This is a genomic window from Flavobacterium rhizophilum (assembly GCF_046000485.1).
Classification (GTDB): domain Bacteria; phylum Bacteroidota; class Bacteroidia; order Flavobacteriales; family Flavobacteriaceae; genus Flavobacterium; species Flavobacterium rhizophilum.
Genome location: NZ_JBELQB010000005.1, coordinates 249,962 through 273,488 on the forward strand (window position 1 = coordinate 249,962; position 23,527 = coordinate 273,488).

Sequence of the window (23,527 nt, forward strand, 5' to 3'; positions counted from 1 at the left end):
TACAAACTGTGAGCCAATTTATTAAAAAAAGCACTCCGAAGAGTGCTTTACAGTTTATCTTTTATTTTGCTGCTGCTTTTTTTGCTGCTCCTGCGCCTGTTCCATCATTTCCTGCATTTTCTTTTGGAAACGTCCCTGCTTTTTAGGCTTGGTTTTGTTTTCCTGAATTTTTGCATGGATTTTATCTTCATTCACAATGTAGTTCTTAATCACAAACATAATACCTATGGTAATAGTGTTTGAAATGAAGTAATATAAACTCAATCCTGATGCATAGTTGTTAAAGAATATAAGCATCATTACAGGAGATATATAAATCATTACCTTCATCATTTTGCTCATATCAGGCATACCTTCCTGTGGTGGTGCCGACATACTTTGATCTCCGGTAGTCATTTTCATATAGAAGAAAATAGCAATAGAAGCAAGTATTGGGAATAAGCTCACGTGATCTCCGTATAAAGGAATACGGAACGGTAAGTGATAAACAGAGTCATAAGAAGAAAGGTCATCTGCCCAAAGGAAACTTTTTTGTCTTAAATCAAAATAAGACGGGAAGAACTGGAATAAGGCATAGAACACAGGTATTTGCATTAATGCCGGCAAACAACCTGCCATTGGATTTACACCCGCCTTATTATAAAGCTTCATGGTCTCCTGTTGCTTTTTCATTGGGTCTTTCTTGTACTTCTCGTTTATCTCCTGTATTTCAGGACGAATAACTTTCATCTTAGCCTGTGACAGGTAAGACTTGTATGTTACCGGAGACATTACCAACCTTACAAGAATAGTGAATACAATAATACCTATACCGTATGGAAGGAATAAAGAAAGGAAACCAAATACCTTGATAAATATATAACGGTTAATCCAACCGAATATACCCCATCCTAAAGGAATTACTTCGTCAAGGTTTCTGTCATAGCTATTTAATATCTTATAATCTGCAGGACCATAGTACCAGTCCATGTTATAGCTAAGTTCGCCACCATCAAATTCAAGAGGCATTTTTGCTGTAAACTGCTTAGTATAAAGTGTATCTACCTCTTCATCATGAACAAGATTTTCAGATGCAAGATCGGCAGTTTTAAACGCCTTATCTGTTAAAAGTATAGAGGTAAACAGGTGTTGTTTAAAAGCAATGTAAGTAACATTATCTGCTTTTTCACTATCGTTACTACCTACACTAAGATCATCATCTTTACCATCTTCATATTCGTAAACAACATGAGTATATCTATTTTCATAAGAGATACTTTTTTCGTTTCTGTAAGTTTTAAGCTTCCACTCTAAGTCAATAGGGTTAGAAGTATCAAGTACCTGAGATAAACCTTGCGTACGGATAGAGAAATCTACCATGTATTGACCCGGTGTCATTTCATAACGGTATTCAAGGTAAGCGTTAGCTCCTGCTTTTAAACGCATGGTCAAAACCTGATTCTCGCCATTTTTAGTGAGTACAGGCTCAAAGTACATATCTCTTGTGTTAAGGATACGGTTATCTTTGGTTTTGAATTGTAGATTAAAATCGGCATTATTATTCTTGATGATTTTAACCATCTCACCGGAATCTTTGCTGAATTGCTCAAATCCAAGCGGAGTAGCCACGGAAATGTAACCACCTTTATTAGAAACCTCAAGTAATAGCTTGTCGTTTTTAAGCTCAGTCACACCATCTTTAGCAGAAGGTAGTGATGCACTGTAAGCAAATGCCCCAAGAGCATCTCTAAGACCTGCCTGTTTTACAGAATCGGTAACTGTTGAATCCTGCTCTGTAACTACAGCTGTTTTTTCGTCTGCAAGTTTAGCTTGCTTTTCCTGCTCTACTTTTTCCTTTTCGGCTTTCTCTTTATCAAGCTCTTCCTGTGTAGGAACCTGATTGTATAACATCCAGCCTAAAAGCACAGCGATTAGGGCAAAACCTATGGCCGATCTGTAATCTAATTTTTTTTCTTCCATCTAATTAATTTGTTACACCTTAAAGTGTATCCTTTTGCAAGGAATATAATTATCTAAATTATTCGCTTTTTTTCTTAACCGCAGCCTTCACAAAACTTACGAAAAGCGGGTGCGGGTTAGCTACCGTACTCTTATACTCAGGGTGGTATTGCACCCCAATGAAGAACGGGTGATCTTTAAGCTCAATCACCTCTACAAGTCCGGTATCTGGGTTAACACCCGATGTTACCAGTCCTGCTTCCTGCATTTCGTTTAGGTATTTACCATTAAATTCATAACGGTGACGGTGACGCTCTAATATGTCTGCTTTATTGTATACGCTATAAGCAAGAGTATCTTCGGTTAAGTGACATTTCCATGCACCAAGACGCATAGTACCACCCATATCGGTAATATTCTTTTGCTCTTCCATAATGTTGATTACAGGATAAGGTGTGCTTTCATTCATCTCGGTAGAGTTAGCATCTTTCCATCCCAGTACATTACGTGCAAATTCTATAACTGCCATTTGCATACCTAAACATATACCAAAGAAAGGTATTTTGTTCTCTCTGGCAAAACGAACAGTTTCTATTTTACCTTCAATACCTCTTCCTCCAAATCCCGGAGCAACAAGAATACCGTCTAAACCAGAAAGTTTTTTGGCTGCAGTTTGCTCATCAAGGTATTCAGAATGGATACTGATAACATTTACTTTAGTCTCATTAACAGCACCGGCATGTATAAACGCCTCAAGGATTGATTTGTATGAATCCTGAAGTTCCACATACTTACCTACAAGACCAATATTAACGGTATGTTTAGGGTTTTTAAGCTTGAAAAGGAATTCGTTCCATTGTTTTAAGTCGGGATTGTTTTTCTCGGCAAGGTCAAGCTTTTTAAGGGCTACCCTGTCTAATCCTTCCTCCAGCATAAGGTTTGGAACATCATATATCGTAGAAGCATCTATAGACTGTATAACAGCTTCTTTTTTCACATTACAGAAAAGTGCCAGCTTTTGTCTTAAGTCAGACGAAAGCTCATGCTCTGTACGGCAAACAAGTATATCGGCTTTAATACCGCTCTCCATTAATGTTTTAACAGAGTGCTGTGTAGGTTTGGTTTTAAGTTCTCCGGCAGCAGCAAGGTATGGTACAAGTGTTAGGTGAATAACAATACCATTATTTTCACCAAGTTCCCAAACCAACTGTCTAACCGACTCAATATACGGTAGTGATTCAATATCACCTACAGTACCACCTATCTCGGTAATAACAATATCATAATCACCCGTTTTACCAAGTTGCTGCATGCGCTCCTTGATTTCGTTAGTGATATGGGGTACAACCTGTACAGTTTTACCTAAAAACTCCCCTCTTCTCTCTTTTTCAATAACCGAAAGGTACACCCTACCGGTAGTAACATTGTTAGCCTGAGAAGTAGGAACATTTAAAAATCGTTCATAGTGCCCAAGGTCAAGATCAGTTTCAGCTCCGTCATCTGTAACATAACATTCACCGTGCTCATATGGATTAAGCGTTCCCGGGTCTACGTTAATATATGGGTCAAATTTCTGGATGGCTGTCCTGTAGCCTCTTGCCTGCAATAATTTTGCTAAAGAAGCCGCTATGATTCCTTTACCTAAAGAAGAACTTACACCTCCTGTAACAAAAATATACTTCGTTTGATTCATTGTACTGTTGTTGTGCTGTTGCTGTTGTAAAAAACGTGGCAAAAATAAGCAATTTTATCCGATAATATGTAATCTGTAAATGAGGTTATTTGAAAATTTCAAAATACCAATACCCAAAGTCTGAAAAACAGCTTTATTTTTCAGTAATTCAGGGTGTTTATTTAACATATTTTCAATTTTTCACGGCTTTGGATACTGATTCCTGATGTTCCTTATCATCCCCTCAAGCCCGTTAAGTTTAAGCTCATAAACCAACTGTAGTTGTTTCCCTAACTGTCCGGCAGGAAACCCTTTATTATGATACCAAACCACATAATGTTCGGGCAAATCAATAAGGTAACGCCCTTCATATTTACCAAAAGGCATTTTTGCATGTGCTAATTTTATTAGCAACTCCCTTTGCTCATCCATAAATAGTACTGTAAACAGCAAAGGTAATAACCAAAAGCCACCCTTAAAACAAAAAAGCACTCTTTATCAAGAGTGCTTTACTTAACCAAGTGTACACGTGAATGAAACACTTTGCATAAACCAAAGGGATTTAAAAAAACTTTCTGACTCAAATATACCCTGGCTATAAAACAAAAAAAATACCCAATGAAGGGTATTTTATATTTAAAACCGGATTACCAGTTAAAGGTTATATCTCTTTCAATATCGGGGTGCAGGCTGTAATGAACCGGGCAATGCATCGCTGCCCTTTCCAGTATTATCCTCGCTTTCTCATCGGCATCACTTTTAAGATTAAAAACAACTTTAATTTTAGAGATTCTTCTCGGGTCGGCAGCCATGGTTTTTGTCACCTCTGCAACAGAACCCCGCATACTAACCCCCATATCTCTGGCTTTTATACCCATAATGGTAAACATACAGGTTGCTAAAGCATTTGCAACGGTATCGGTAGGTGAAAAAGCCTCACCTTTACCATTATTGTCAAGCGGAGCATCGGATATAATCTCACTACCCGACTGTAAATGAACAGATGATGTTCTTAAATCTCCTAAATAAGTTACTTTAGATGTCATAATTACTCTGCGTGTTTAATACTTAAATCTTCATCATAATGCAGGATGTATACCCCGTTATTATAATTACCTCCGTTAAGCGTCCTGTAAGCAAATTTGTTTTCTACCTGCTCTGATGATTTTGTTACTACTGTTTCCCCAAAACTTTCAGGCTGGAACAAACGTAAAATAACATCAAAAGTTACATCAAAACCTCTGGTAGCAAACTGATTTGGCGAAACTCCGTTTTTCTCCTTAAACTTCTTGATAAACAAATGTTTTTCCTGAGTATCGGTATCATTGGTTATAGAAGCATACTGCATTTTTAGCTGCGTTAACAGGTTTAACGGAACCTCCTCGTTATCCAACACCTCGGTTCTTTCAAAAACAGCCAGTTGTATTTTATACTCCTCTTTTATTTTCATAAGTACCCTTACCGTGTTAGACACTTTTCCGGCACTTTCGGTATCTAGTAATATATAGTTAATCCCTACAGGATCAAGTAGCGGTTTAAGTAGCTCCTCGGTCACCATTTGGTCAGTAATTTTCGCTCCGGCATAGTTGTTTTTTATAAACTGTTTTGAACTTAGTTTTTTCTCATCAACAACCGCTATAAGGTTAGCATTTTTACTTTTAATAAAATTAAGCATCGCTATCCTTACCACATCCGGACTTGGAACCGACTGATACAGGTTTTCAATTGGCCTACCTACCTCTTTAGAAAGTGGTGATATCACAGGGACATTCATTAATGTTTGTGCCGCCCTTTCTACATTATTTTGAAAAAACGGACCAATAACTGCATTAACCCCAATAAGATCACCTTTAAGTCTATCTACAGCAGAAGAGTTTTTAGACTCCTGTGAATCCAGTATCTTAACCTTAATAGGCAATCCTAAAGTTTTAGCCGAATCGATAGCTATTAAAGCGCCTGCATAAAAATCAAGAGTCATATTAAGGAATTTATCAGTCCTTACACGCTCTGTCTCTTCCACATTACTTTGATCTTTCACCAAGTTGAAAGGCAACAATAGCGCAAGTTGTTTTACTCCCTGTACCTCAAGCGAATCGACAAGACTAACAACTCCGGGTGCTTTTTTTCCGGTAACAAAACCTCCTGTTTTAACTGCAGGAAACTTTAAAACCATACCTTCCCTAAGACCGCCCTCTTTAAGTTCCGGGTTTAATTCTTCTATTTTCTCTTTTGTTAATCCTGTTGTTTTAGTAAGATTGTACATTGTTTCCTTTGCAGGAACAGTATACATTGTAAATTGAGGTTCATCCTGCTTTAACTGTGCGCCGGGCCCTATTTCTTTAGCCAGTACCGATGCTTTATCCAGCTTAAGCTTATATCCTAACGGAAGTACCTCTTTAACCTCTGGATTAAGTTCTTCCAAAAGTTGCTGAGTCATGCCATATTGTTTAGCTATAGAGTATTTTGTTTCACCAGCTTCAACGGTATGATACATATAACTTGGTGCGTCTTTTTTCTCAAACACTTTTTCTGCCCTTTCGGCCTGTGCCTCAACACCACTCCCTTTTACCGGAATAATAACTTTTTGGCCTATTTTTAACCCATCGGTCAGTTCCGGGTTTGCAGCAATAAGCTCCTGCTCTGTAACATTATACTGCTTTGTAAGCCCATACATTGTTTCCTTAGCCTTTACCTCATGTATAGGATTAGAAATTCTTGTGGCTTTCTCTGTAACAGGCACAGCAGCAGTTTCCGGCTTAACTTTACCGGCAGCAGGTATAAGCAATACCGCACCTTCGCTAATACCATTTTGGGAATCAGGATTTAGCCTGAAAATATCATATGGGGTAACTTTATATTTTTTTGCAATCTCGGTCACTGTTTCTCCCTTGGCCACCTGATGCTTTTTGTATTTACCCTGCGCAAAAGCAGAACCGGATAACAACACGAGTGAAAAAAATAAAATTACAAAATGCTTCATATTCAAGTTTTGGTTTATACTATTTGTTTAAGTTGGTGCAAATTTAATTTATGTATTGAGTGCTGTACAGTATTTTTATTATAAATTTCAGTTAAAAATAAGTGTATAGCCTATACTATCCTTATTCTTCAGTATCGGTAGTAAGGTGTTTCTTTTTTCTTTTTGGCGTAGGCACCTGTATTGGTCCTCCGCGCTCTTTTTCAAGCTTTTCTTTAAAAGCATCAAGATCTTTTTTCTGGGATTTATGCAATGGGATTTTCAATACACCTCCACCTGTTTTAGCATCATATCCGCTAATTGCCCATTCATTATATTTATAAATTTCCTTAGGGTCTACCATATACTTTCTTGATATCATAATCATTCTTTCACCCGGAAGAATTTTATGGTCAATAAAAAACGCATCAGGATCTTCCTCCTCATACATATCATCTTCATCGGTCATCTCTACGGTATCATCATCGTTGTCGTAATTTTGGTCGTCACCATAGTTATTTTGTGCCATAACAGCAGAAAAAGAAAAGGTGGTGAACAATACCAATAATAAAAGTTTTTTCATGGCTTGTAGTTTTTTAGTCAAATTAGTCGCTCTAAAATTAAACGTTTTTTTGGTCAAATTATTAAATCCATTTAACAATTTACCAAAACCCTGCCACAAATAAAAAAATAAGCCTTTGCGGTTGCAAAGGCTTATTTAAAATATAAATCAGATGATATATTATTCCCATTCTATAGTGGCTGGTGGCTTCGAGCTAATATCATAAACAACTCTGTTTACACCTTTCACTTTATTTATAATCTCATTAGAAACTTTCATAAGGAAATCATAAGGTAGATGAACCCAGTCGGCAGTCATACCATCGGTAGATTCTACCGCTCTAAGAGCAACAACTTTTTCATACGTTCTTTCATCCCCCATTACACCTACGCTGTTTACAGGCAATAGTATTGCACCTGCCTGCCATACCTGATTATAAAGTCCGTGATCTTTAAGTCCCTGGATAAAGATATGATCTACTTCCTGAAGTATACGTACTTTTTCCGGAGTAATATCTCCAAGAATCCTGATTGAAAGACCAGGCCCCGGGAAAGGGTGTCTTCCTAAAAGTTCAGGATCTATACCTAAAGTAGCACCTACTCTTCTTACCTCATCTTTAAACAGCATTCTTAAAGGCTCAACAACCTGAAGCTTCATAAAATCAGGTAACCCACCTACGTTGTGGTGTGATTTGATTGTTGCAGAAGGTCCTTTTACAGAAACCGACTCAATAACATCAGGGTAAATAGTTCCCTGAGCAAGCCATTTCACATCGGTAAGTAAGTGTGCCTCATCATCAAATACCTCGATAAATACACGACCAATGGTTTTACGCTTAGTTTCAGGATCTTCAACCCCTGCAAGTTCACTAAGGAATCTTTCAGAAGCATCAACTCCTTTAACATTAAGCCCCATATCTTTATACTGGTGAAGTACGCTTTCAAATTCATCTTTACGCAGTAATCCGTTATTTACGAATATACAGTAAAGGTTTTGGCCAATAGCCTTATTTAAAAGTACAGCAGCCACAGTAGAGTCTACCCCTCCTGAAAGCCCCAATACTACTTTATCATTTTGGATTTTTACTTTTAGCTCTTCAACGATATCCTCAACAAAAGTATCCGGTGTAAAGTTTTGAGGCACCTCTGCGATTTTCACAAGGAAGTTTTCAAGCATTTGCTTACCGTCTGTAGAGTGGTATACCTCTGGGTGATACTGGATAGCATAAGTAGTTTCGCCTTCTATTTTGTAGGCTGCATTTTCCACATCCTTAGTACTTGCAATTCTCACTCCGTTTGTTGGCAATTGCTTAATGGTGTCACTATGGCTCATCCATACCTGGCTACCTGCACTAACACCTTCAAGGAAAGGCTCATCTTCCTTAATATAAGAAAGGTTTGCACGACCGTATTCACGAATGTTACTTGGCGCTACCTCTCCTCCGTGGAAATGAGCAAGGTACTGTGCTCCATAACAAACTGCTAATAAAGGCAGTTTACCACGAATTTCAGAAAGGTCTGGATGCGGTGCATCTTCTGCCCTTACTGAGAATGGACTACCAGAAAGTATTACGGCTTTGTAAGACGATAAATCACCCGGCGGGTTGTTGTAAGGGAAAATTTCGCAAAAGATATTTAACTCGCGAACTCTCCTCGCAATAAGCTGTGTGTATTGCGATCCGAAATCTAGAATAAGTACATTGTGTTGCATGCGCAAAAGTAATTCAATATTTTGAAACTGAAAAATGAGTTTTTATGTTTTTTAATTTGATTATTTTTTAGCAGGTTTATCAGTAAATATGCACTATTAACAACTAAAATCAGCGGTAGTTTTCATCAAACAAAAAGTTATTTTGCCTTATTGATTTATCTAAAATGTAATTAATTTAAAAATCAGCCATACAAAAACAACTAAAAACGGCAGATTACATTTTAATAACAGAAGAAAAAAAATCAAATTCTGTATTTTAATCTGCTTTTTATATTTTTAGCGAAATTTATTTTTTTAAATGACTGCACCTCAAAAAGACTTATGGGATAAAATCTCAAATTTCAGGCTGGATGATCCAGATGCTTCCTTTACATTTTCGGCACGACTTGCCAGAGAAAACGGCTGGACAAAAGAATACACCAACAGGGTTATTGAAGAATACCGAAAATTTATCTTTCTATGCTGTGTATCAAAGTCATCGGTAACACCTTCCGATCCGGTAGATCAGGCATGGCACCTGCATTTAACCTATACAAAATCGTACTGGATAGATTTTTGCAAAAACACCCTGCAAAGGGAAATACACCATAACCCTACTAAAGGAGGAAACAGTGAAAGAAAAAAGTTCAACAACAACTATACTGAACTACATACTATATATAAAGATATGTTTGGTAACAATCCGCCACTGGATATATGGCAGGACAATAAAACCCGTTTCACAAAAATTAACTTCCGTAGGGTTAGTATGGATAATTACTGGCTCATAAAAAAACCTCCTCTTTTAAAATTAAAACTTATACAACTGTGCCTTCTTGGTATAGTAGTAGCTATTAGCATTCAGGCTTCAGGCGGTGCCGGCGTTGGTATAGTAATGCTTATAGGATTCCTTATTGCATTATACAGTGCTATTAAAAATGATGGTAACGACAAAGGCAATTCTAACGGCGGCAGCAGCGGATGCAGTACATGGGACAACTTTGACAGTGGCTGTAGCTCACATGGAGGCAGCGGATGCGGATCGGGTTGCAGTGGCTTTAGCGGATGTGGTGGATGCGGCGGAGATTAATTTTCTAATTATATGTTAAAAATTTGACAATTTTCACTAACTTTAATCAATTCAAAACCAATCCCACATGAAATTCATCTGTTCTCTACTAATACTATTTGTAGCACAATTCTCCTTCTCACAGGATTTTCAGATTGAAAAGCCTGATTTTGAACTTATTGAGAAAAATGTAAAGGACAAAAACTCTCCCCTACACTTTGATAAGCTGTATGCCAAATATATTATGGCCGACAGTACTATGACCATTCAGGAAAGAAGACACCTGTATTTTGGCTATTCTTTTCAGGACGAATATGCTCCTTATGAACGATCTGACGCACAACAGGATTTAAACGAAATTTTGCAAAAAGGGGAAGTTTCCCCTGAAGATTGTGAAAATATACTTGTACTTTCGGCAAAAATATTAAAGATTTATCCTTTTAGTATACGCATGAAAGAATACAGAATATATGCCTACAAGGAGCTCCAAAGGTATGACGAAGCCGAAAAAGAGACTATACAGGCAAACATGATTCTGGATGCAATACTAAGCACAGGAGAAGGTACATCTAAAGAATCAAGTTTTTACGTAATTAATGTAATGAACGAATATGAGCTTTTAAACATACTGGGCTTTGAATATGGCGGCGAACAGCAGCTTGTTGAAGGACTGTATGACTATTTAACGCTAAAAGAGAACTCATATAACATTGACGGACTATACTTTGAAGTTTCCAGGTGCCTTAACTCGTTGAAATTCTAGCATTTTGAATTATGAAGTACACAGTTGAAACAGAAATTGATTTGCCACTAGGGAAAGTTATCGAGCTTTTTGACAATCCGGATAATATGAAATACTGGATGGACGGGCTTGTAAGCTTTGAAAGCATTAGCGGTACACCTGGTCAACCGGGCGCTAAATCGCGACTGATATTTAGAATGGGAAACCGTAACATTGAAATGACGGAAACCATTACTGCAAGAAGACTCCCTGAAGAGTTTACAGGAACTTATGAGGCCAATGGTGTTTACAACGTGGTAAAAAACAGATTCATATCAATACCCGGAAACAAAACCCGTTACATCACTGAAAACTATTTTGAGTTTAAAGGCTTTATGAAAATTATTGCTTTTATAATGCCGGGATCCTTTAAAAGGCAATCCCTTAAATACCTGCTGGATTTTAAAAGTTTTGCAGAAAACGATATTAAAAATCTTAATGTTATCCAGCTAAACGGCACACATTAAGTATAAACCCCATTTAAATAAAAACTCTTTTATCCTTGTAAATAGTAGTCCTCACAATGCATTAAGCTAAGTGGGGATTTTTTTTGAACTCCCCCACCTACAACACTCTAACCATAAAATAAAAAAATGTAAATTCGCATCATGATGACATCCCAAGATATTGCAGAGATTAAGAGTTTATTGGCTTCTCCAAAAAAAATAGCCCTAATACCACACCGTAACCCTGACGGAGATGCTATGGGCTCGAACTTAGGCCTTTACCATTTCCTTAAACTTAAAGGACATGATGTTACTGTTATATCTCCAAACGAATTCCCTGATTTTTTAAACTGGCTCCCGGCTTCAGATACTGTTAAGGTATTTGAAAAGGATAGTGACAACTGTACAGCCATTCTTAAAAATTGTGAAATAATATTTACGCTTGACTTTAATGTACTGAGCCGTACCGGAGACATGATGGAAGCTGCACTAAAAGAACTTACCGCTCCGTTTATCATGATAGATCACCACCAAAAACCAGGTGATTATGCCAAGTATATGTTTAGTGAACCTAATTATGGCTCTACCTGCGAAATGGTATACCACTTTATTAATGCTTTAGGCGAAGGTTCTCTTATTGACAAGACAATAGCAACCTGCCTTTATACAGGTATAGTAACCGATTCGGGTTCGTTTAGGTATCCTTTAACAACAGGTACTACACACCGCATTGTGGCAGAGTTTATTGATAAAGGTGTAGACAACAGCGAAATTCACAGTTTACTGTACGATAACCATTCGCACAACCGTTTGCAAATTTTGGCAAGGGCTTTGCATAACATGAAAGTGTTACCGGAATATAAAACATCTTACACTTATCTTAGTCAGGAGGAGCTTAACAGCTTAGGCCATACTAAAGGTGATACCGAAGGAATTGTAAACTACGGGCTTAGCATGAAAGACATCAATTTCACAGCCATGTTTACCGAGAATAAGGAAGAAGGGATTATAAAAATATCGTTCCGTTCTAAGGATGGTTTTGACGTTAATCAGTATGCACGTGAGCATTTTAACGGCGGAGGACACATTAATGCTGCAGGTGGAAAATCAAACGAGAATCTGGAAGCAACATTACAAAAATTTATTGCTACATTAGCAAACATTAAAATATAGACAGATTATAATGACGAAGAAAATTATATGGCCAGTAGCCTTAATGACACTTCTTATAGCAGGTTGTTCACAACAGCAGGCAAGAGTACCTGTGTCACACAGCTCTGGCTCTTTCATGCAGCAGTCCATAGAACGCAATAAGACACTCATTGCCAATGAGGAATTAGTTATAGACTCTATTATAAAAAACAATCCTCAACACAAATATCACGCTGCTGATAAGGGCTATTGGTACCGTTATGATATAGAAAACACTACCGATACCATTACTCCAAAACGTGGCGATATTGCTTATTATTCTTATGATATTAAGGATATAAACGGTAATGTGATTTACACCGAAGAAGAACTGAAACCTCAGGTTTATTATGTAGACAAGGAGGATATAATGGCAGGGCTTCGATATGGTATCAAATTAATGAACAAAGGGGAAAAAGTTACTTTCCTGTTCCCTTCAAACCTTGGCTATGGCTATCGTGGTGACCTAAATAAAATAGGAACAAACAAACCATTAATGTGTACCGTTACCCTAAACGATATAAAAGCCGACGAGACATCAAAAAATTAATCTAAATCTATAAATGAGACCAATGACAAGTTTATTCTTAAGCATTGTTGCTTTAATGTTTTCCTGTAAAAACACCGACGCCCCAAGTTATGACGTTACTAAGCTTGAAGACGGGCTATATGCCGAAATAGAAACCAATAAAGGTAATATCCTGCTACAACTTGAATACGAAAAAACACCTCTAACTGTAGCTAACTTTGTATTGCTTGCCGAAGGCGATAACGATATGGTAGTAGGTGATCTAAAAGGAAAACCTTTTTATGACGGTTTGAAGTTTCACCGCGTTATAAAAAACTTTATGATTCAAACCGGAGATCCTAAAGGAGATGGTTCTGGCGGACCGGGCTACAAATTTCCTGATGAGATTACCGATTTAAAACATACGGGACCAGGTATACTATCTATGGCTAATGCCGGACCTAACACAAACGGAAGTCAATTTTTTATTACTCACAAAGCTACTCCTCACCTTGACGGCATCCATACTGTTTTTGGACACGTGGTTGAAGGACAGGATGTGGTAAACAAAATTGAAAACAACGATATAATGATTAGCGTTAAAATTATCCGTGTAGGTAAAGCCGCTAAGAAATTTAAAGCCGAAAAAGTTTTCAAAGAGTACTACGAAAAAGCAAACAAAGAACTGAAAGATAAAGCAGAAGCTATTGAAAAGGCTAAAGCAGATCAGGCAGCACTTATCAACGAAGTAAAAACTTCGGGGACTAAAACAGCATCAGGACTTATGTACAAAATATTAGAAAAAGGTTCCGGAGGCAAGCCAATACCGGGAACTGAAGTATATATTGAGTATGCCGGATTCTTTCAAAACGGAACTGTATTTGATACAAGTGACCCTGAAACAGCGAAGAAATTCGGTACATACATTCAGCAAAGAGATATGCAGGGTGGCTATATGCCAATCCCTTTTAAAGTAGGTAAAAAAACAGGCATGATACCTGGTTTTATCGAAGCTATAGAACAGTTAAACATAGGCGATAAACTTATCGCTTATATCCCTGCTCACCTTGCTTATGGTGAAAGAGGTGCAGGTCGTTTAATTCCGCCAAATACTGATCTTGCATTTGAAATTAAAATGCTCGACAAAAAACCGGAAAGAAAATAATCCCAACAGGATAAAATAAAAAAAGGACATCTTATTAAGATGTCCTTTTTTATTTATTACAAACTAGAATTTCCAGTCAAATTCATCATTTTTATCAAAAACAGCACCTAGTTCGAGGGTGTCTACCTCGTCAAACTCTACCTGAAAAATAACCCAGTTATCCTCATTAAAATAATTGTCGGTTATATCAAACGGTTCTTTTTCAAACGAGGTTATCTTGTTTTCTTTTAACACAGCAGCAACATCTCCCCACTTCTGCCCTATTATTTTTTTAGAGAACAGTTCCAAATCAGGGTTTGGTGATATTATATACCCAAGCCTAAAATCTTCGTCACTGTAAAACGTAAGCCTGAACTTCTCTTTATTATATACATATATAATATTCTCCTCATCGTCTTTATATTCCCTGTCGGGCTCGCCGTAAATAGCCTTTACATCCTGCTGTTTCATACCAAACAGCAATTTATCTACTCCGGTTCTTAAGTTTACTTTCATTTTGAGTATAGTTTAATTTTTATTAAAGGTAATAATACATTTTGAATGTTTGAGATGAAATTTTTATCATCATATCAATTCACAAAATAAATATTTAAGAATTATTTAACTATAAAGATAAAAAACCAACAAACAATTTACACCGTAATTAACAGTAATACGAACCAGAAACTTTTTATAACATGAAGAAGAATTTTACATTCACGGTGTTTTTAGCGGTTTGCCTTCTCTTTGGCTTTTCAGTCAATGCTCAGGTTACTGTAACAAACTCAAACGATAGTGGCATGGGGTCATTACGTCAGGCCGTTTTAGATGCCTCTGCGGGGAGCACTATTACATTTGCCCTTACAACTAATGGAAACACAATTACGCTTAACAGCGAAATAGCCATTGATAAAGAACTTATTATTAACGGTAACGGAGACGATGCTACAATTATTAGCGGAGGCGACAGCAACAGGATATTCAACATATCGGGGGCTACACAGGTTACTATCAATAACATATCATTTACGGGAGGTGCCGCATCAGATAATGGTGGGGCACTTTTTATATCGGATACCGATGTCCTTATTAACAACAGTGCTTTTACCAACAATACTGCCAGCGGAGCAACAGCAGGCATGGGTGGTGGTGCTATTTATGTTATGGGCGACAGCGATGTTACCATTAACGCTTCTTCCCTAACCGAAAACGAAGCCGATGGCATGGCTGGTAGCGGTGGTGCTATTTTGGTAGGTACAGGCAGTAACCTTACTGTTAACGACTGCGTTATTACAGGTAACATGTCAGGACGCGCCGGTGGTGGTATCGAAGGAAATTCGGGAGCAGGAACAATGATAACCTTAACAGATGTTACCCTTAATAATAATACTACAGCATCAAGCCCCGGTAATGGTGGCGGACTGCACATTACTGGTGCAGGTGATACCATGATTACAGGCGGTACGGTAAACAACAATACAGCATCTGCTGAAGGTGGCGGACTTTGGAACGGTAGTGGTACCATGACGGTAGAAGGAACAGTTATAAGCGGTAATACTGCAAGTGGAGATGGTGCAGACCAAGGTGGTGGTGGTATATACAACCTTAGTGGTACACTGAATGTAAATGCCGAAACGGTTATAAGCAATAATACTGCCGATGGTGCTTCCGGTAGTGGCGGTGGTATCCTTAACGATGCAGGTGCTACACTGGTAGTGACCGAAGCAGAGATAATCGGAAACGTATCAAACCGTGCAGGTGGTGGTATTGAAGATAATTCCGGTATGATGGGATCGGTAACATTAACTGATGTGATGATTACCAACAATACAACAAATAACTCTCCGGGTAACGGTGGCGGACTACACGTTACAGGTATGGGAATGATTACTATAAGTGGTGGTGAAGTTTCAGGAAACATGGCTGGTGCCGAAGGTGGTGGACTATGGAACGGAACAGGAACAATGAACATTGACGGAACCGTTATTAGTGGTAATACTGCAAGCGGTAACGATGCCGACCAAGGTGGTGGCGGAATTTACAACCTTAACGGCGGTACACTTGTTATTGCCAATGCTACAATTAGTAATAATACTGCCGACGGTGCTTCCGGTAGTGGTGGTGGTATTCTTAATGATGTAGGTTCGCAGCTTACTATTACTGATAGCGAAATATCAGGAAACGTATCAAACCGTGCAGGCGGTGGTATTGAAGACAATTCCGGAATGATGGGATCGGTAACATTAACTGATGTGATGATTAATAACAACACTACAAATAACTCTCCTGGTAACGGTGGCGGACTACACGTTACAGGTATGGGAATGATTACTATTAGCGGTGGTGAAGTTTCAGGAAACATGGCAGGATCTGAAGGTGGCGGACTATGGAACGGAACAGGAACAATGAACATTGACGGAACCGTTATTAACGGTAATACTGCAAGCGGTGATGGTGCCGACCAAGGTGGTGGTGGTATATACAACCTTAACGGCGGTACACTTGTTATTGCCAATGCTACAATTAGTAATAATACTGCCGACGGTACTCTTGGTAGCGGTGGTGGTATACTTAATGATGTAGGTTCGCAGCTTACTGTTACTGATAGCGAAATATCAGGCAATACAGCGGTAAGAGCCGGTGGTGGTATTGAGGACAATTCGGGTACAAGCACTATTATGCTGACTAATGTAATGCTAACAGGAAACTCGGTTTCAGGACCTCCGGGTAACGGTGGTGGTTTACACATTACAGGTTCGGGTAGTGCTACTATAACAGGTGGTATGGTGAGTAATAACTATGCAGGACTTCAAGGTGGCGGATTATGGAACGGAAGCGGTACCATGACCATTACCGATGTTACCATACAAAACAATGAAGCAGCAGGTGGCGCAGCTACTGATGGCGGAGGCGGTGTGTTTAATGTTAGTGGTATGGTAAGTATATCAGGCAGCACAATTACAGGTAACACAGCTACAGGTCTAAGCGGTAGCGGCGGAGGTATATTCAGTTCTAACGGTACTGTGAATATTGATGACACTATGATCACCCTAAACAGCGCTAACCGTGCAGGTGGTGGTATTGAAATAGTTGACGGTACTTTAATGATAAGCGCATCTGCACTTAATGAAAACGATGTTAACGGTACAGCCGGAACCCCTAACCCCGGTAACGGAGGTGCACTACACATTAGCGGAGCTACTATGTTTGATATTAGCGAAAGTACTGTGAGTGCCAATATAGCAGCCCGTGAGGGTGGCGGACTATGGAACCAAAACGGTAGTACCATGACGGTTACCAATGTAACAATTAGCGATAATATTGCTGCGGGAGTTGCTGCCGATGATGGTGGCGGAGGAATTTTTAACAATGGTGGCACACTAAGCGTTAGTAATTCTACCATTTCGGGTAACAGCGCTACGGGTCTGCTTGGTCAGGGTGGTGGTATCCATATTAATGCAGGGTCGGCAATGGTAGTTAAAACCACCATTTCAGGAAACACGGCTCTTACCAACGGTGGCGGTATTTATAACAATGCCGAACTTATGATAAACGCCAACACCATCACATTGAACGCGGCTACAGTAAGCGGTGGTGGTATTTCAAACAATTCCATGATGTCGCCTACTGTTACCAATACCATACTGGCAGGTAATCTTGCAATTGTGACAGGAGCCGATGTATATGCCGAAGGCGAAATGGTAACTTCTATGGGTTATAACCTTATAGGTATTGCAGATGCAGAAGCTTATGTAAGCGCCGAAACCGATATTACGGGATCATTAATTACTCCGCTTGAAGTAGAGCTGCTTGCACTGGCAGATAATGGCGGAAGCACTTTTACCCACAAACTGGGATGCCCGAGTGCGGCAGCCGATATGGGTGACCCTGACGATAACTCTCAGGATCAGGCAGGACAGGATGTATTTAACGGACGTCGTGATATAGGAGCATACGAGTCTCAGGAGGCTTGTTCACTTGACACCGAAGATTTTGCAGCAAGCGCTGTAAGGAGTATAGTGTACCCTAACCCTTCTGACAACGGGGTATTTAATATTGAACTGGCACAAAACCACGGAGATAATGCGGGTGTAGCCATATACGATTTAGGAACGGGAAAACTTGTTATGGAAATGAAAGCCGATGCTATGGCAACTGCCTTAAATATGGAGGAGTTAGCGTCGGGTACTTATGTGATGCAAATTGTAAGCGACTTTGCAACCGAAACACATAAAATTGTAATAAGGAGGTAATTTAGTGTAATATATCTTTATTGGATTGGCAGAAAAGGGCAGCACATTGGCTGCCCTTTTCATTTATGTTTTATCATTTTGACGTTAGGAAAAATCTCTTATTAAATTCTTAGAGATTCTTTATTCCGCTTCGTTACATTGAGAATGACAATTTTGAGAAAGCCCTTTCCTTTTTTATACTTCGGTAGTTTCTATTTTTAATTTCTTCCCTTTTTTCACCATAATATCAGATCCCTCTGCAAGGTAAACCGATACCGGTTTGGCATCTTTTAAAAAGGCAAACTCACTGCCGTATACTTTGGTAAAATCAACATCAATCTCATAATCCCTTACCGGATAAATCTGCCAGCGTGGGTGTGCCACCTCATATTCCGATGTTACCGTATCATTCACTTTGGTATATCCCCAAAAATGTTCGGTAATAAATTCCTCCTCACTATCAGGAACTATATCTACAGGCTGTTTATCGGCAGTAACACGTATACTGTTCCATTCGTCTTTCTTCCAGCCGTATTCCACCATTAATGAATCATCGCGTTCTATCCAGTTGTGGCGTGTAGGCAGGGTTTCATAGTTTTCCTTATACAACATGTTTGCCACAAGGGTAAGCGCAGGGCGCGGAACAATTTCCTTAATAAACACCACTCCCCTTTTATAGCCTTCGGTATCCTTATACTTCACGTAAAAGCGAAGGTTGATTTCCTCAAAATTGATATGAAAAGGGATTTTAAGCTTCAGTACTTTAGTATCTACAAACATAAAACCTATAAGGCTTACATAGCAGGTACCGTTCCACTGGTCGAGTTCGGTATTAAACGGTACATAAGGCTCCAGTACTTTTGGGTCAACGGCATAGTTAATCATAACCAGTTTACGCCATTGTGCATTAAGGAATGTTTTTTTCATTGGTTGGTAAGGTTTATTTACTGTAAATGTTTGAGATTGCTCGATTTCGCTATCACTTCACTCGCAATGAAATTTCATTTCGACCGAAACGAAATGGAGTGGAGTGAAGAAATCTCAAAAAACAATTAAGCCCTAATATAATAAATAAAAAAATCCGCCTCAAAAGGCGGATTCAATATTTTAGTATTTAAACGTTCCGTATTCGCTGGTAATGGTAAGCTCTTTCTTATCAGAAGCTTCTACCCTTCCCACTATTTGTGCGTCTACATTAAACGATTTTGAAATAGCAATGATATCTTCGGCAATTTCCTGCGGAACATAAAGCTCCATACGGTGACCACAGTTAAACACCTGGTACATTTCTTTCCAGTCGGTACCGCTTTGCTCCTGTATCAGTTTGAATAATGGAGGCACAGGGAACAGGTTATCTTTAATCACATGTACATTGTCTACAAAGTGAAGCACTTTAGTTTGTGCACCACCACTGCAGTGTACCATACCGTGAATATCCTGTGGTGTATATTTGTCTAATATGCTTTTAATGATTGGCGCATACGTACGTGTAGGCGACAGTACCAGCTTACCGGCATCTATAGGGCTGTTTTCAACCGCATCGGTAAGTTTTGTTTTTCCTGAATAAACAAGTTCTGAAGGAACGGCAGCATCATAGCTTTCAGGATATTTTTGAGCCAGGTAGTTATCAAACACATCATGACGTGCAGAGGTAAGTCCGTTACTACCCATACCGCCATTGTATTCTTTTTCGTAAGAAGCCTGACCGAAAGAAGCAAGCCCCACGATAACATCACCCGCCTGAATGTTTGCGTTATCTACAACATCCTTACGTTTTATACGCGCAGTTACGGTAGAATCTACGATTATGGTACGCACAAGGTCGCCCACATCGGCAGTTTCGCCACCTGTAGAGTGGATGGTAACACCAAATTTCCCTAACTCCTCAATAAGTTCTTCGGTACCGTTTATGATAGCCGAGATTACCTCACCCGGAACAAGGTTTTTGTTACGGCCTATGGTTGATGACAGCATGATATTATCGGCAGCACCTACACAAAGCAGGTCGTCAATATTCATGATAAGGGCATCCTGAGCGATACCTTTCCATACCGAAATATCTCCCGTTTCTTTCCAGTACATGTAAGCCAGTGACGATTTTGTACCGGCACCATCGGCATGCATTATAAGGCAGTAATCCTCATCGTTAGTAAGATAATCGGGTACGATTTTACAGAAAGCTTTTGGGAATAAGCCTTTATCTATGTTTTTAATAGCGTTATGAACATCTTCCTTAGAAGCCGAAACTCCCCTCAGGCTATAGCGTTTGCTGTTATCAGAACTCATGAAATAGGGTTTGTATTACTGTGTGCAAAGATAGTTTTAATTTGCTAATGTGGCAATTGTTTAATTTAGCAATTAACTATCGTTCTGTCATTCTGAGTGAAGCGATAGCGAAACCGAGGAATCCCTGTAATGAGATTGATTCGTTACTCGTAATGACAAGGCCTAAACTGAAAGAGCCTTGTTTTTTGCATCAGAATAAAACAAAAGATTCCTCACTACACTGCGTTACGTATCGGAATGACAACACGCTATGTCATTTCGACCAGCGGGAGAAATCTCAGAGATTGCTTCGTTCCCCGCAATGACAGTAAATAGAATGAGTACTTTATATATCAGATAAAAATTAGATTCCTCACTACACTGCGTTGCGTATCGGAATGACAACACGTTATGTCATTTCGACCAGCGGGAGAAATCTCAAAGATTGCTTCGTTCCTCGCAATGACAGAAAAAACCATTTAAAATTTAAAATTCATCATTTAAAATAGAGGTTTACTCGTTTTCCACAACCAAAATCTCCACACGGCGGTTAGCGGCGCGTTCCTCCTCGTTGTTTTCCGGTAACGGGTAAAGGGGTTGAGAAGTACCAAGCCCTTCAAACGACAGTCGGCTTTTAGACACCCCATACTGTTGCAGGAACATAAATATCGCCTTTGCCCTTTTGGTACTCAAATCACGTGGGTCGCCTTCCATACAGCAAATATGTCCCTGTATCTTGATTTTAAGTTTTGGGTGCAGTCGCATTACCTCAAGCAGTTCAAAAAGCCTTGGGCGTGACTCCTGAGTAATAGCAAAAGTATTCTCATAAAAATTAAGGTTCTTTATCGCCAGGTGTTCACCCGGTTTTGCCGTACCTACCTTTTTCATAAACACGGTGTCGAGTACTATCTCATCCATCGTACCGTTGGGGTTACGCAGTACGATTTTCTCGGTATATACAATCGGTTTTGGTTCGGGTTCAGGAGCAGGTTCTTCCTTTATCCCCAGTATTTCGTTCTCTAAATGTAACTGATCTTTACGGATGTAAAATATATCTACCCTACGGTTTTTAGACTTATCTGCCTCCTGTTTGTGAAGCTCACCAAAACTGCGGGTTTTAAAGTCGTCACGTATTTTTATATTCCCTTTTATCAGGCTGTACACATAGTCTACCCTGTTTTGAGCAAGTGTATCGTTAAACTGTGTGCTACCATCTTCATCAGTATAACCGTCTATCGCCACTACTTTAGATTCCTTGTTTGCCGACATCCACGCCTTAAAGATTCGCATTTGGTCGGAAGCCGGATCTATCTCATATTTATTGGAATCAAAATAAAGGGTGTATTGCTTTTGGGCAACAGCCGGCAGTGCCAATAGTAAAAATATAATGAATAAAACGGGTCTTTTCATCCTTATGTAGTATGGTATTTTTACGAAAATAAGGTTTTATTTATTACAAAAAAGTTAATTCTCTATAATCTCTATCTCTACACGCCTGTTGGCATTGCGCTCGTCTTCATTTTTTTCAGGTAAAGGGTAAACCGGATTATTACTTGAAAAACCCTTATATTTTAATCTACTCCCGTCTATTCCGTTATAGAGTAAATATTCATACACCGCTTTTGCCCTGTAGTAAGAAATACGCCCCTCATCTGTTGGCTGACAACATATATGTCCCTGTATCTCTATTTTCAGTTTTGGTCTTTTCTGCATAATAACGAGCAGTTCTTTTAAAACCGGTTTTGATTTAGGCACTACAATATCACTGTTATTATAAAAATAAAGATTAGGCAGTTTTAGCTTATCCCCCACTTTAGAGCGGTCTACTTTTTTAGCCAATTCAGTATCAAGAGGCTCGATGACTTCCTCAACCGTTTCGGGCACTTCATAGTATATCTCCACCTTACGGTTTTTTGCCTGTTCGTTATCCTGTTCAAACTGTTCACCAAAACCTTTAATCTCAAAATTTTCCGCAAAGGCTATGTCATTTTGTTTTAATCGGTTTACAATATCATTTGCCCTTCTAAGCGACAAATCCCTGTTATACGGCACACTGCCTGCTTTATCGGCATAGCCGTATACTTTAAACACAATTGCATCTTTATTTTGTTGTAGCCATGCATCAAAACTACTTACAGATGAGCTGTTTGGTTCATCAATATCTAAATCAAAATAAACGGTATGCTTCTCCTGAGCCTCAACAAGAGTAAAAATCAATAATATTAGTAAGGTAAAAATACGCTTCATAATTAATTCGCCATTATTTTAATTTCAACTCTTCTGTTTGTAACTCGTTCTTTTTCATTCCTCTCAGGTATACTGTATATTGGAGAAGTTGCTCCATAATCTTTATATGAAATTCTGGAATGGGCAATACCATTATTATTTAAATAGCTGTAAACGGCCTTTGCCCTATCTGAAGACACCGGATGTGTTACTTTCTTTTCACAACATATATGTCCCTGAATTTCTATTTTAAGATTGGGATGGCTTTTCATAATAGCCAATAACTCTTCCAGAACCGGTATTGATTCCGGTAAAAAGTGGGCTGAACCACCGTAAAAATTTAAATTTTCTAATCTCAGTTTATCACCTACTTTAGACTTTTCTACTTTTTGGGCAAACACGGTCTTTTTCGGCTCAGGTTTAGGAATATCAGCTTCCGCAACAGGCAATTCATAGTACACTTCTACCCTACGGTTTTCAGAATTGTTATTATCCTGTTCAAATTCCTCGCCAAAACCTTTAATCTCAAAATCTTCCGCAAAGGCTATATTGTTTTGCTTTAACCGATTTACAATATCATTTACACGACGTAAGGATAAGTCTTTATTATAAGTTACACTGCCTACACTATCGGTATAGCCGTAAACTTTAATTATAACTGCATTTTTGTTTTGCTGTAACCATGTATCAAATTCATTTACAGATGAGCTGTTTGGCTTATCAATATCTAAATCAAAATAAACGCTATGCCTTTGTTGGGCTTGGGTTAAGGTAAAAACTGTAAGTAATAAAAAGGTATAAAGGTGCTTCATTAGGTAAGGATTTATACTAAAAACGCAAACTCTTAC

20 protein-coding genes are annotated in these 23,527 nt (G+C 38.8%); 7 read left to right on the plus strand and 13 right to left on the minus strand.

Annotated features, from left to right (window positions below):
- Window positions 1–54: 54 nt before the first annotated feature.
- The 7 genes from yidC to guaA all read right to left on the minus strand — a co-directional run bounded on the left by yidC (window position 55) and on the right by guaA (window position 8,838).
- Window positions 55–1,959, minus strand: a complete 1,905-nt coding sequence (gene yidC / locus ABS768_RS08435; protein ID WP_408074519.1) for a membrane protein insertase YidC — start codon at window positions 1,957–1,959, stop codon at window positions 55–57.
- A 58-nt stretch (window positions 1,960–2,017) separates the two neighbouring features.
- Window positions 2,018–3,631, minus strand: a complete 1,614-nt coding sequence (locus ABS768_RS08440) for a CTP synthase (protein WP_408074520.1) — start codon at window positions 3,629–3,631, stop codon at window positions 2,018–2,020.
- 180 nt (window positions 3,632–3,811) lie between these two features.
- Window positions 3,812–4,042 (minus strand): DUF3820 family protein, encoded by a 231-nt coding sequence (locus ABS768_RS08445; protein WP_157481995.1) that lies wholly within the window; start codon window positions 4,040–4,042, stop codon window positions 3,812–3,814.
- Between the two features lie 215 nt (window positions 4,043–4,257).
- Window positions 4,258–4,656 (minus strand): OsmC family protein, encoded by a 399-nt coding sequence (locus tag ABS768_RS08450; RefSeq protein WP_408074521.1) that lies wholly within the window; start codon window positions 4,654–4,656, stop codon window positions 4,258–4,260.
- Window positions 4,657–4,658: 2 nt separating this feature from the next.
- Entirely contained in the window at window positions 4,659–6,590 is a 1,932-nt protein-coding gene (locus ABS768_RS08455) for a LysM peptidoglycan-binding domain-containing protein (RefSeq protein WP_408074522.1), read from the minus strand.
- A gap of 121 nt (window positions 6,591–6,711) precedes the next feature.
- Window positions 6,712–7,149, minus strand: coding sequence for a hypothetical protein (locus ABS768_RS08460; RefSeq protein ID WP_408074523.1), 438 nt, complete (start codon window positions 7,147–7,149; stop codon window positions 6,712–6,714).
- A 159-nt stretch (window positions 7,150–7,308) separates the two neighbouring features.
- Window positions 7,309–8,838: a glutamine-hydrolyzing GMP synthase gene (guaA, locus tag ABS768_RS08465; RefSeq protein WP_408074524.1), complete on the minus strand. Its 1,530-nt coding sequence runs from the start codon at window positions 8,836–8,838 to the stop codon at window positions 7,309–7,311.
- Window positions 8,839–9,136: 298 nt separating this feature from the next.
- Here guaA and ABS768_RS08470 point away from each other — a divergent pair, with 298 nt between their 5' ends.
- From ABS768_RS08470 to ABS768_RS08495, 6 genes are all read left to right on the plus strand, one after another.
- On the plus strand, window positions 9,137–9,907 hold the full coding sequence (locus tag ABS768_RS08470; protein WP_408074525.1) for a glycine-rich domain-containing protein: 771 nt from the start codon (window positions 9,137–9,139) through the stop codon (window positions 9,905–9,907).
- 67 nt (window positions 9,908–9,974) lie between these two features.
- Window positions 9,975–10,649: a DUF4919 domain-containing protein gene (locus tag ABS768_RS08475; RefSeq protein WP_408074526.1), complete on the plus strand. Its 675-nt coding sequence runs from the start codon at window positions 9,975–9,977 to the stop codon at window positions 10,647–10,649.
- Window positions 10,650–10,660: 11 nt separating this feature from the next.
- Window positions 10,661–11,134 (plus strand): SRPBCC family protein, encoded by a 474-nt coding sequence (locus ABS768_RS08480; protein ID WP_408074527.1) that lies wholly within the window; start codon window positions 10,661–10,663, stop codon window positions 11,132–11,134.
- 141 nt (window positions 11,135–11,275) lie between these two features.
- Window positions 11,276–12,286 (plus strand): DHH family phosphoesterase, encoded by a 1,011-nt coding sequence (locus ABS768_RS08485; protein ID WP_408074528.1) that lies wholly within the window; start codon window positions 11,276–11,278, stop codon window positions 12,284–12,286.
- A 10-nt stretch (window positions 12,287–12,296) separates the two neighbouring features.
- Window positions 12,297–12,854 carry a gliding motility-associated peptidyl-prolyl isomerase GldI gene (gene gldI / locus ABS768_RS08490; protein WP_408074529.1) on the plus strand — a complete coding sequence of 186 codons (558 nt, stop codon included), beginning with the start codon at window positions 12,297–12,299 and terminating at the stop codon, window positions 12,852–12,854.
- Window positions 12,855–12,867: 13 nt separating this feature from the next.
- Window positions 12,868–13,977: a peptidylprolyl isomerase gene (locus ABS768_RS08495; protein ID WP_408074530.1), complete on the plus strand. Its 1,110-nt coding sequence runs from the start codon at window positions 12,868–12,870 to the stop codon at window positions 13,975–13,977.
- A gap of 63 nt (window positions 13,978–14,040) precedes the next feature.
- Here the strand turns inward: ABS768_RS08495 and ABS768_RS08500 are convergent, their stop codons facing one another.
- Window positions 14,041–14,472 carry a hypothetical protein gene (locus ABS768_RS08500; RefSeq protein WP_408074531.1) on the minus strand — a complete coding sequence of 144 codons (432 nt, stop codon included), beginning with the start codon at window positions 14,470–14,472 and terminating at the stop codon, window positions 14,041–14,043.
- Window positions 14,473–14,654: 182 nt separating this feature from the next.
- Between ABS768_RS08500 and ABS768_RS08505 the strand changes: the two genes are divergently transcribed.
- Window positions 14,655–18,209 carry a choice-of-anchor Q domain-containing protein gene (locus tag ABS768_RS08505; protein WP_408074532.1) on the plus strand — a complete coding sequence of 1,185 codons (3,555 nt, stop codon included), beginning with the start codon at window positions 14,655–14,657 and terminating at the stop codon, window positions 18,207–18,209.
- A 174-nt stretch (window positions 18,210–18,383) separates the two neighbouring features.
- Here ABS768_RS08505 and ABS768_RS08510 read toward each other — a convergent pair whose 3' ends face one another.
- The 5 genes from ABS768_RS08510 to ABS768_RS08530 all read right to left on the minus strand — a co-directional run bounded on the left by ABS768_RS08510 (window position 18,384) and on the right by ABS768_RS08530 (window position 23,491).
- Complete coding sequence (locus tag ABS768_RS08510) at window positions 18,384–19,115, minus strand: YqjF family protein (RefSeq protein WP_408074533.1); 732 nt, start codon at window positions 19,113–19,115, stop codon at window positions 18,384–18,386.
- Between the two features lie 180 nt (window positions 19,116–19,295).
- Window positions 19,296–20,474 (minus strand): AIR synthase related protein, encoded by a 1,179-nt coding sequence (locus tag ABS768_RS08515; protein WP_035136023.1) that lies wholly within the window; start codon window positions 20,472–20,474, stop codon window positions 19,296–19,298.
- Between the two features lie 492 nt (window positions 20,475–20,966).
- Complete coding sequence (locus ABS768_RS08520) at window positions 20,967–21,863, minus strand: OmpA family protein (protein WP_408074534.1); 897 nt, start codon at window positions 21,861–21,863, stop codon at window positions 20,967–20,969.
- A gap of 54 nt (window positions 21,864–21,917) precedes the next feature.
- The gene (locus ABS768_RS08525) at window positions 21,918–22,700 is read right to left on the minus strand and encodes an OmpA family protein (RefSeq protein ID WP_408074535.1); all 783 of its coding nucleotides are present in this window, start codon (window positions 22,698–22,700) and stop codon (window positions 21,918–21,920) included.
- 2 nt (window positions 22,701–22,702) lie between these two features.
- Window positions 22,703–23,491, minus strand: coding sequence for an OmpA family protein (locus tag ABS768_RS08530; RefSeq protein ID WP_408074536.1), 789 nt, complete (start codon window positions 23,489–23,491; stop codon window positions 22,703–22,705).
- Window positions 23,492–23,527 lie beyond the last annotated feature (36 nt).

What these genes read in the sequence shown, in the direction of transcription:
- yidC (WP_408074519.1), bottom strand. Translation starts at nt 1,959, where the DNA reads ATGGAAGAAAAAAAATTAGATTACAGATCGGCCATAGGTTTTGCCCTA.
- ABS768_RS08440 (WP_408074520.1), bottom strand. Translation starts at nt 3,631, where the DNA reads ATGAATCAAACGAAGTATATTTTTGTTACAGGAGGTGTAAGTTCTTCT.
- ABS768_RS08445 (WP_157481995.1), bottom strand. Translation starts at nt 4,042, where the DNA reads ATGGATGAGCAAAGGGAGTTGCTAATAAAATTAGCACATGCAAAAATG.
- ABS768_RS08450 (WP_408074521.1), bottom strand. Translation starts at nt 4,656, where the DNA reads ATGACATCTAAAGTAACTTATTTAGGAGATTTAAGAACATCATCTGTT.
- ABS768_RS08455 (WP_408074522.1), bottom strand. Translation starts at nt 6,590, where the DNA reads ATGAAGCATTTTGTAATTTTATTTTTTTCACTCGTGTTGTTATCCGGT.
- ABS768_RS08460 (WP_408074523.1), bottom strand. Translation starts at nt 7,149, where the DNA reads ATGAAAAAACTTTTATTATTGGTATTGTTCACCACCTTTTCTTTTTCT.
- guaA (WP_408074524.1), bottom strand. Translation starts at nt 8,838, where the DNA reads ATGCAACACAATGTACTTATTCTAGATTTCGGATCGCAATACACACAG.
- ABS768_RS08470 (WP_408074525.1), top strand. Translation starts at nt 9,137, where the DNA reads ATGACTGCACCTCAAAAAGACTTATGGGATAAAATCTCAAATTTCAGG.
- ABS768_RS08475 (WP_408074526.1), top strand. Translation starts at nt 9,975, where the DNA reads ATGAAATTCATCTGTTCTCTACTAATACTATTTGTAGCACAATTCTCC.
- ABS768_RS08480 (WP_408074527.1), top strand. Translation starts at nt 10,661, where the DNA reads ATGAAGTACACAGTTGAAACAGAAATTGATTTGCCACTAGGGAAAGTT.
- ABS768_RS08485 (WP_408074528.1), top strand. Translation starts at nt 11,276, where the DNA reads ATGATGACATCCCAAGATATTGCAGAGATTAAGAGTTTATTGGCTTCT.
- gldI (WP_408074529.1), top strand. Translation starts at nt 12,297, where the DNA reads ATGACGAAGAAAATTATATGGCCAGTAGCCTTAATGACACTTCTTATA.
- ABS768_RS08495 (WP_408074530.1), top strand. Translation starts at nt 12,868, where the DNA reads ATGAGACCAATGACAAGTTTATTCTTAAGCATTGTTGCTTTAATGTTT.
- ABS768_RS08500 (WP_408074531.1), bottom strand. Translation starts at nt 14,472, where the DNA reads ATGAAAGTAAACTTAAGAACCGGAGTAGATAAATTGCTGTTTGGTATG.
- ABS768_RS08505 (WP_408074532.1), top strand. Translation starts at nt 14,655, where the DNA reads ATGAAGAAGAATTTTACATTCACGGTGTTTTTAGCGGTTTGCCTTCTC.
- ABS768_RS08510 (WP_408074533.1), bottom strand. Translation starts at nt 19,115, where the DNA reads ATGAAAAAAACATTCCTTAATGCACAATGGCGTAAACTGGTTATGATT.
- ABS768_RS08515 (WP_035136023.1), bottom strand. Translation starts at nt 20,474, where the DNA reads ATGAGTTCTGATAACAGCAAACGCTATAGCCTGAGGGGAGTTTCGGCT.
- ABS768_RS08520 (WP_408074534.1), bottom strand. Translation starts at nt 21,863, where the DNA reads ATGAAAAGACCCGTTTTATTCATTATATTTTTACTATTGGCACTGCCG.
- ABS768_RS08525 (WP_408074535.1), bottom strand. Translation starts at nt 22,700, where the DNA reads ATGAAGCGTATTTTTACCTTACTAATATTATTGATTTTTACTCTTGTT.
- ABS768_RS08530 (WP_408074536.1), bottom strand. Translation starts at nt 23,491, where the DNA reads ATGAAGCACCTTTATACCTTTTTATTACTTACAGTTTTTACCTTAACC.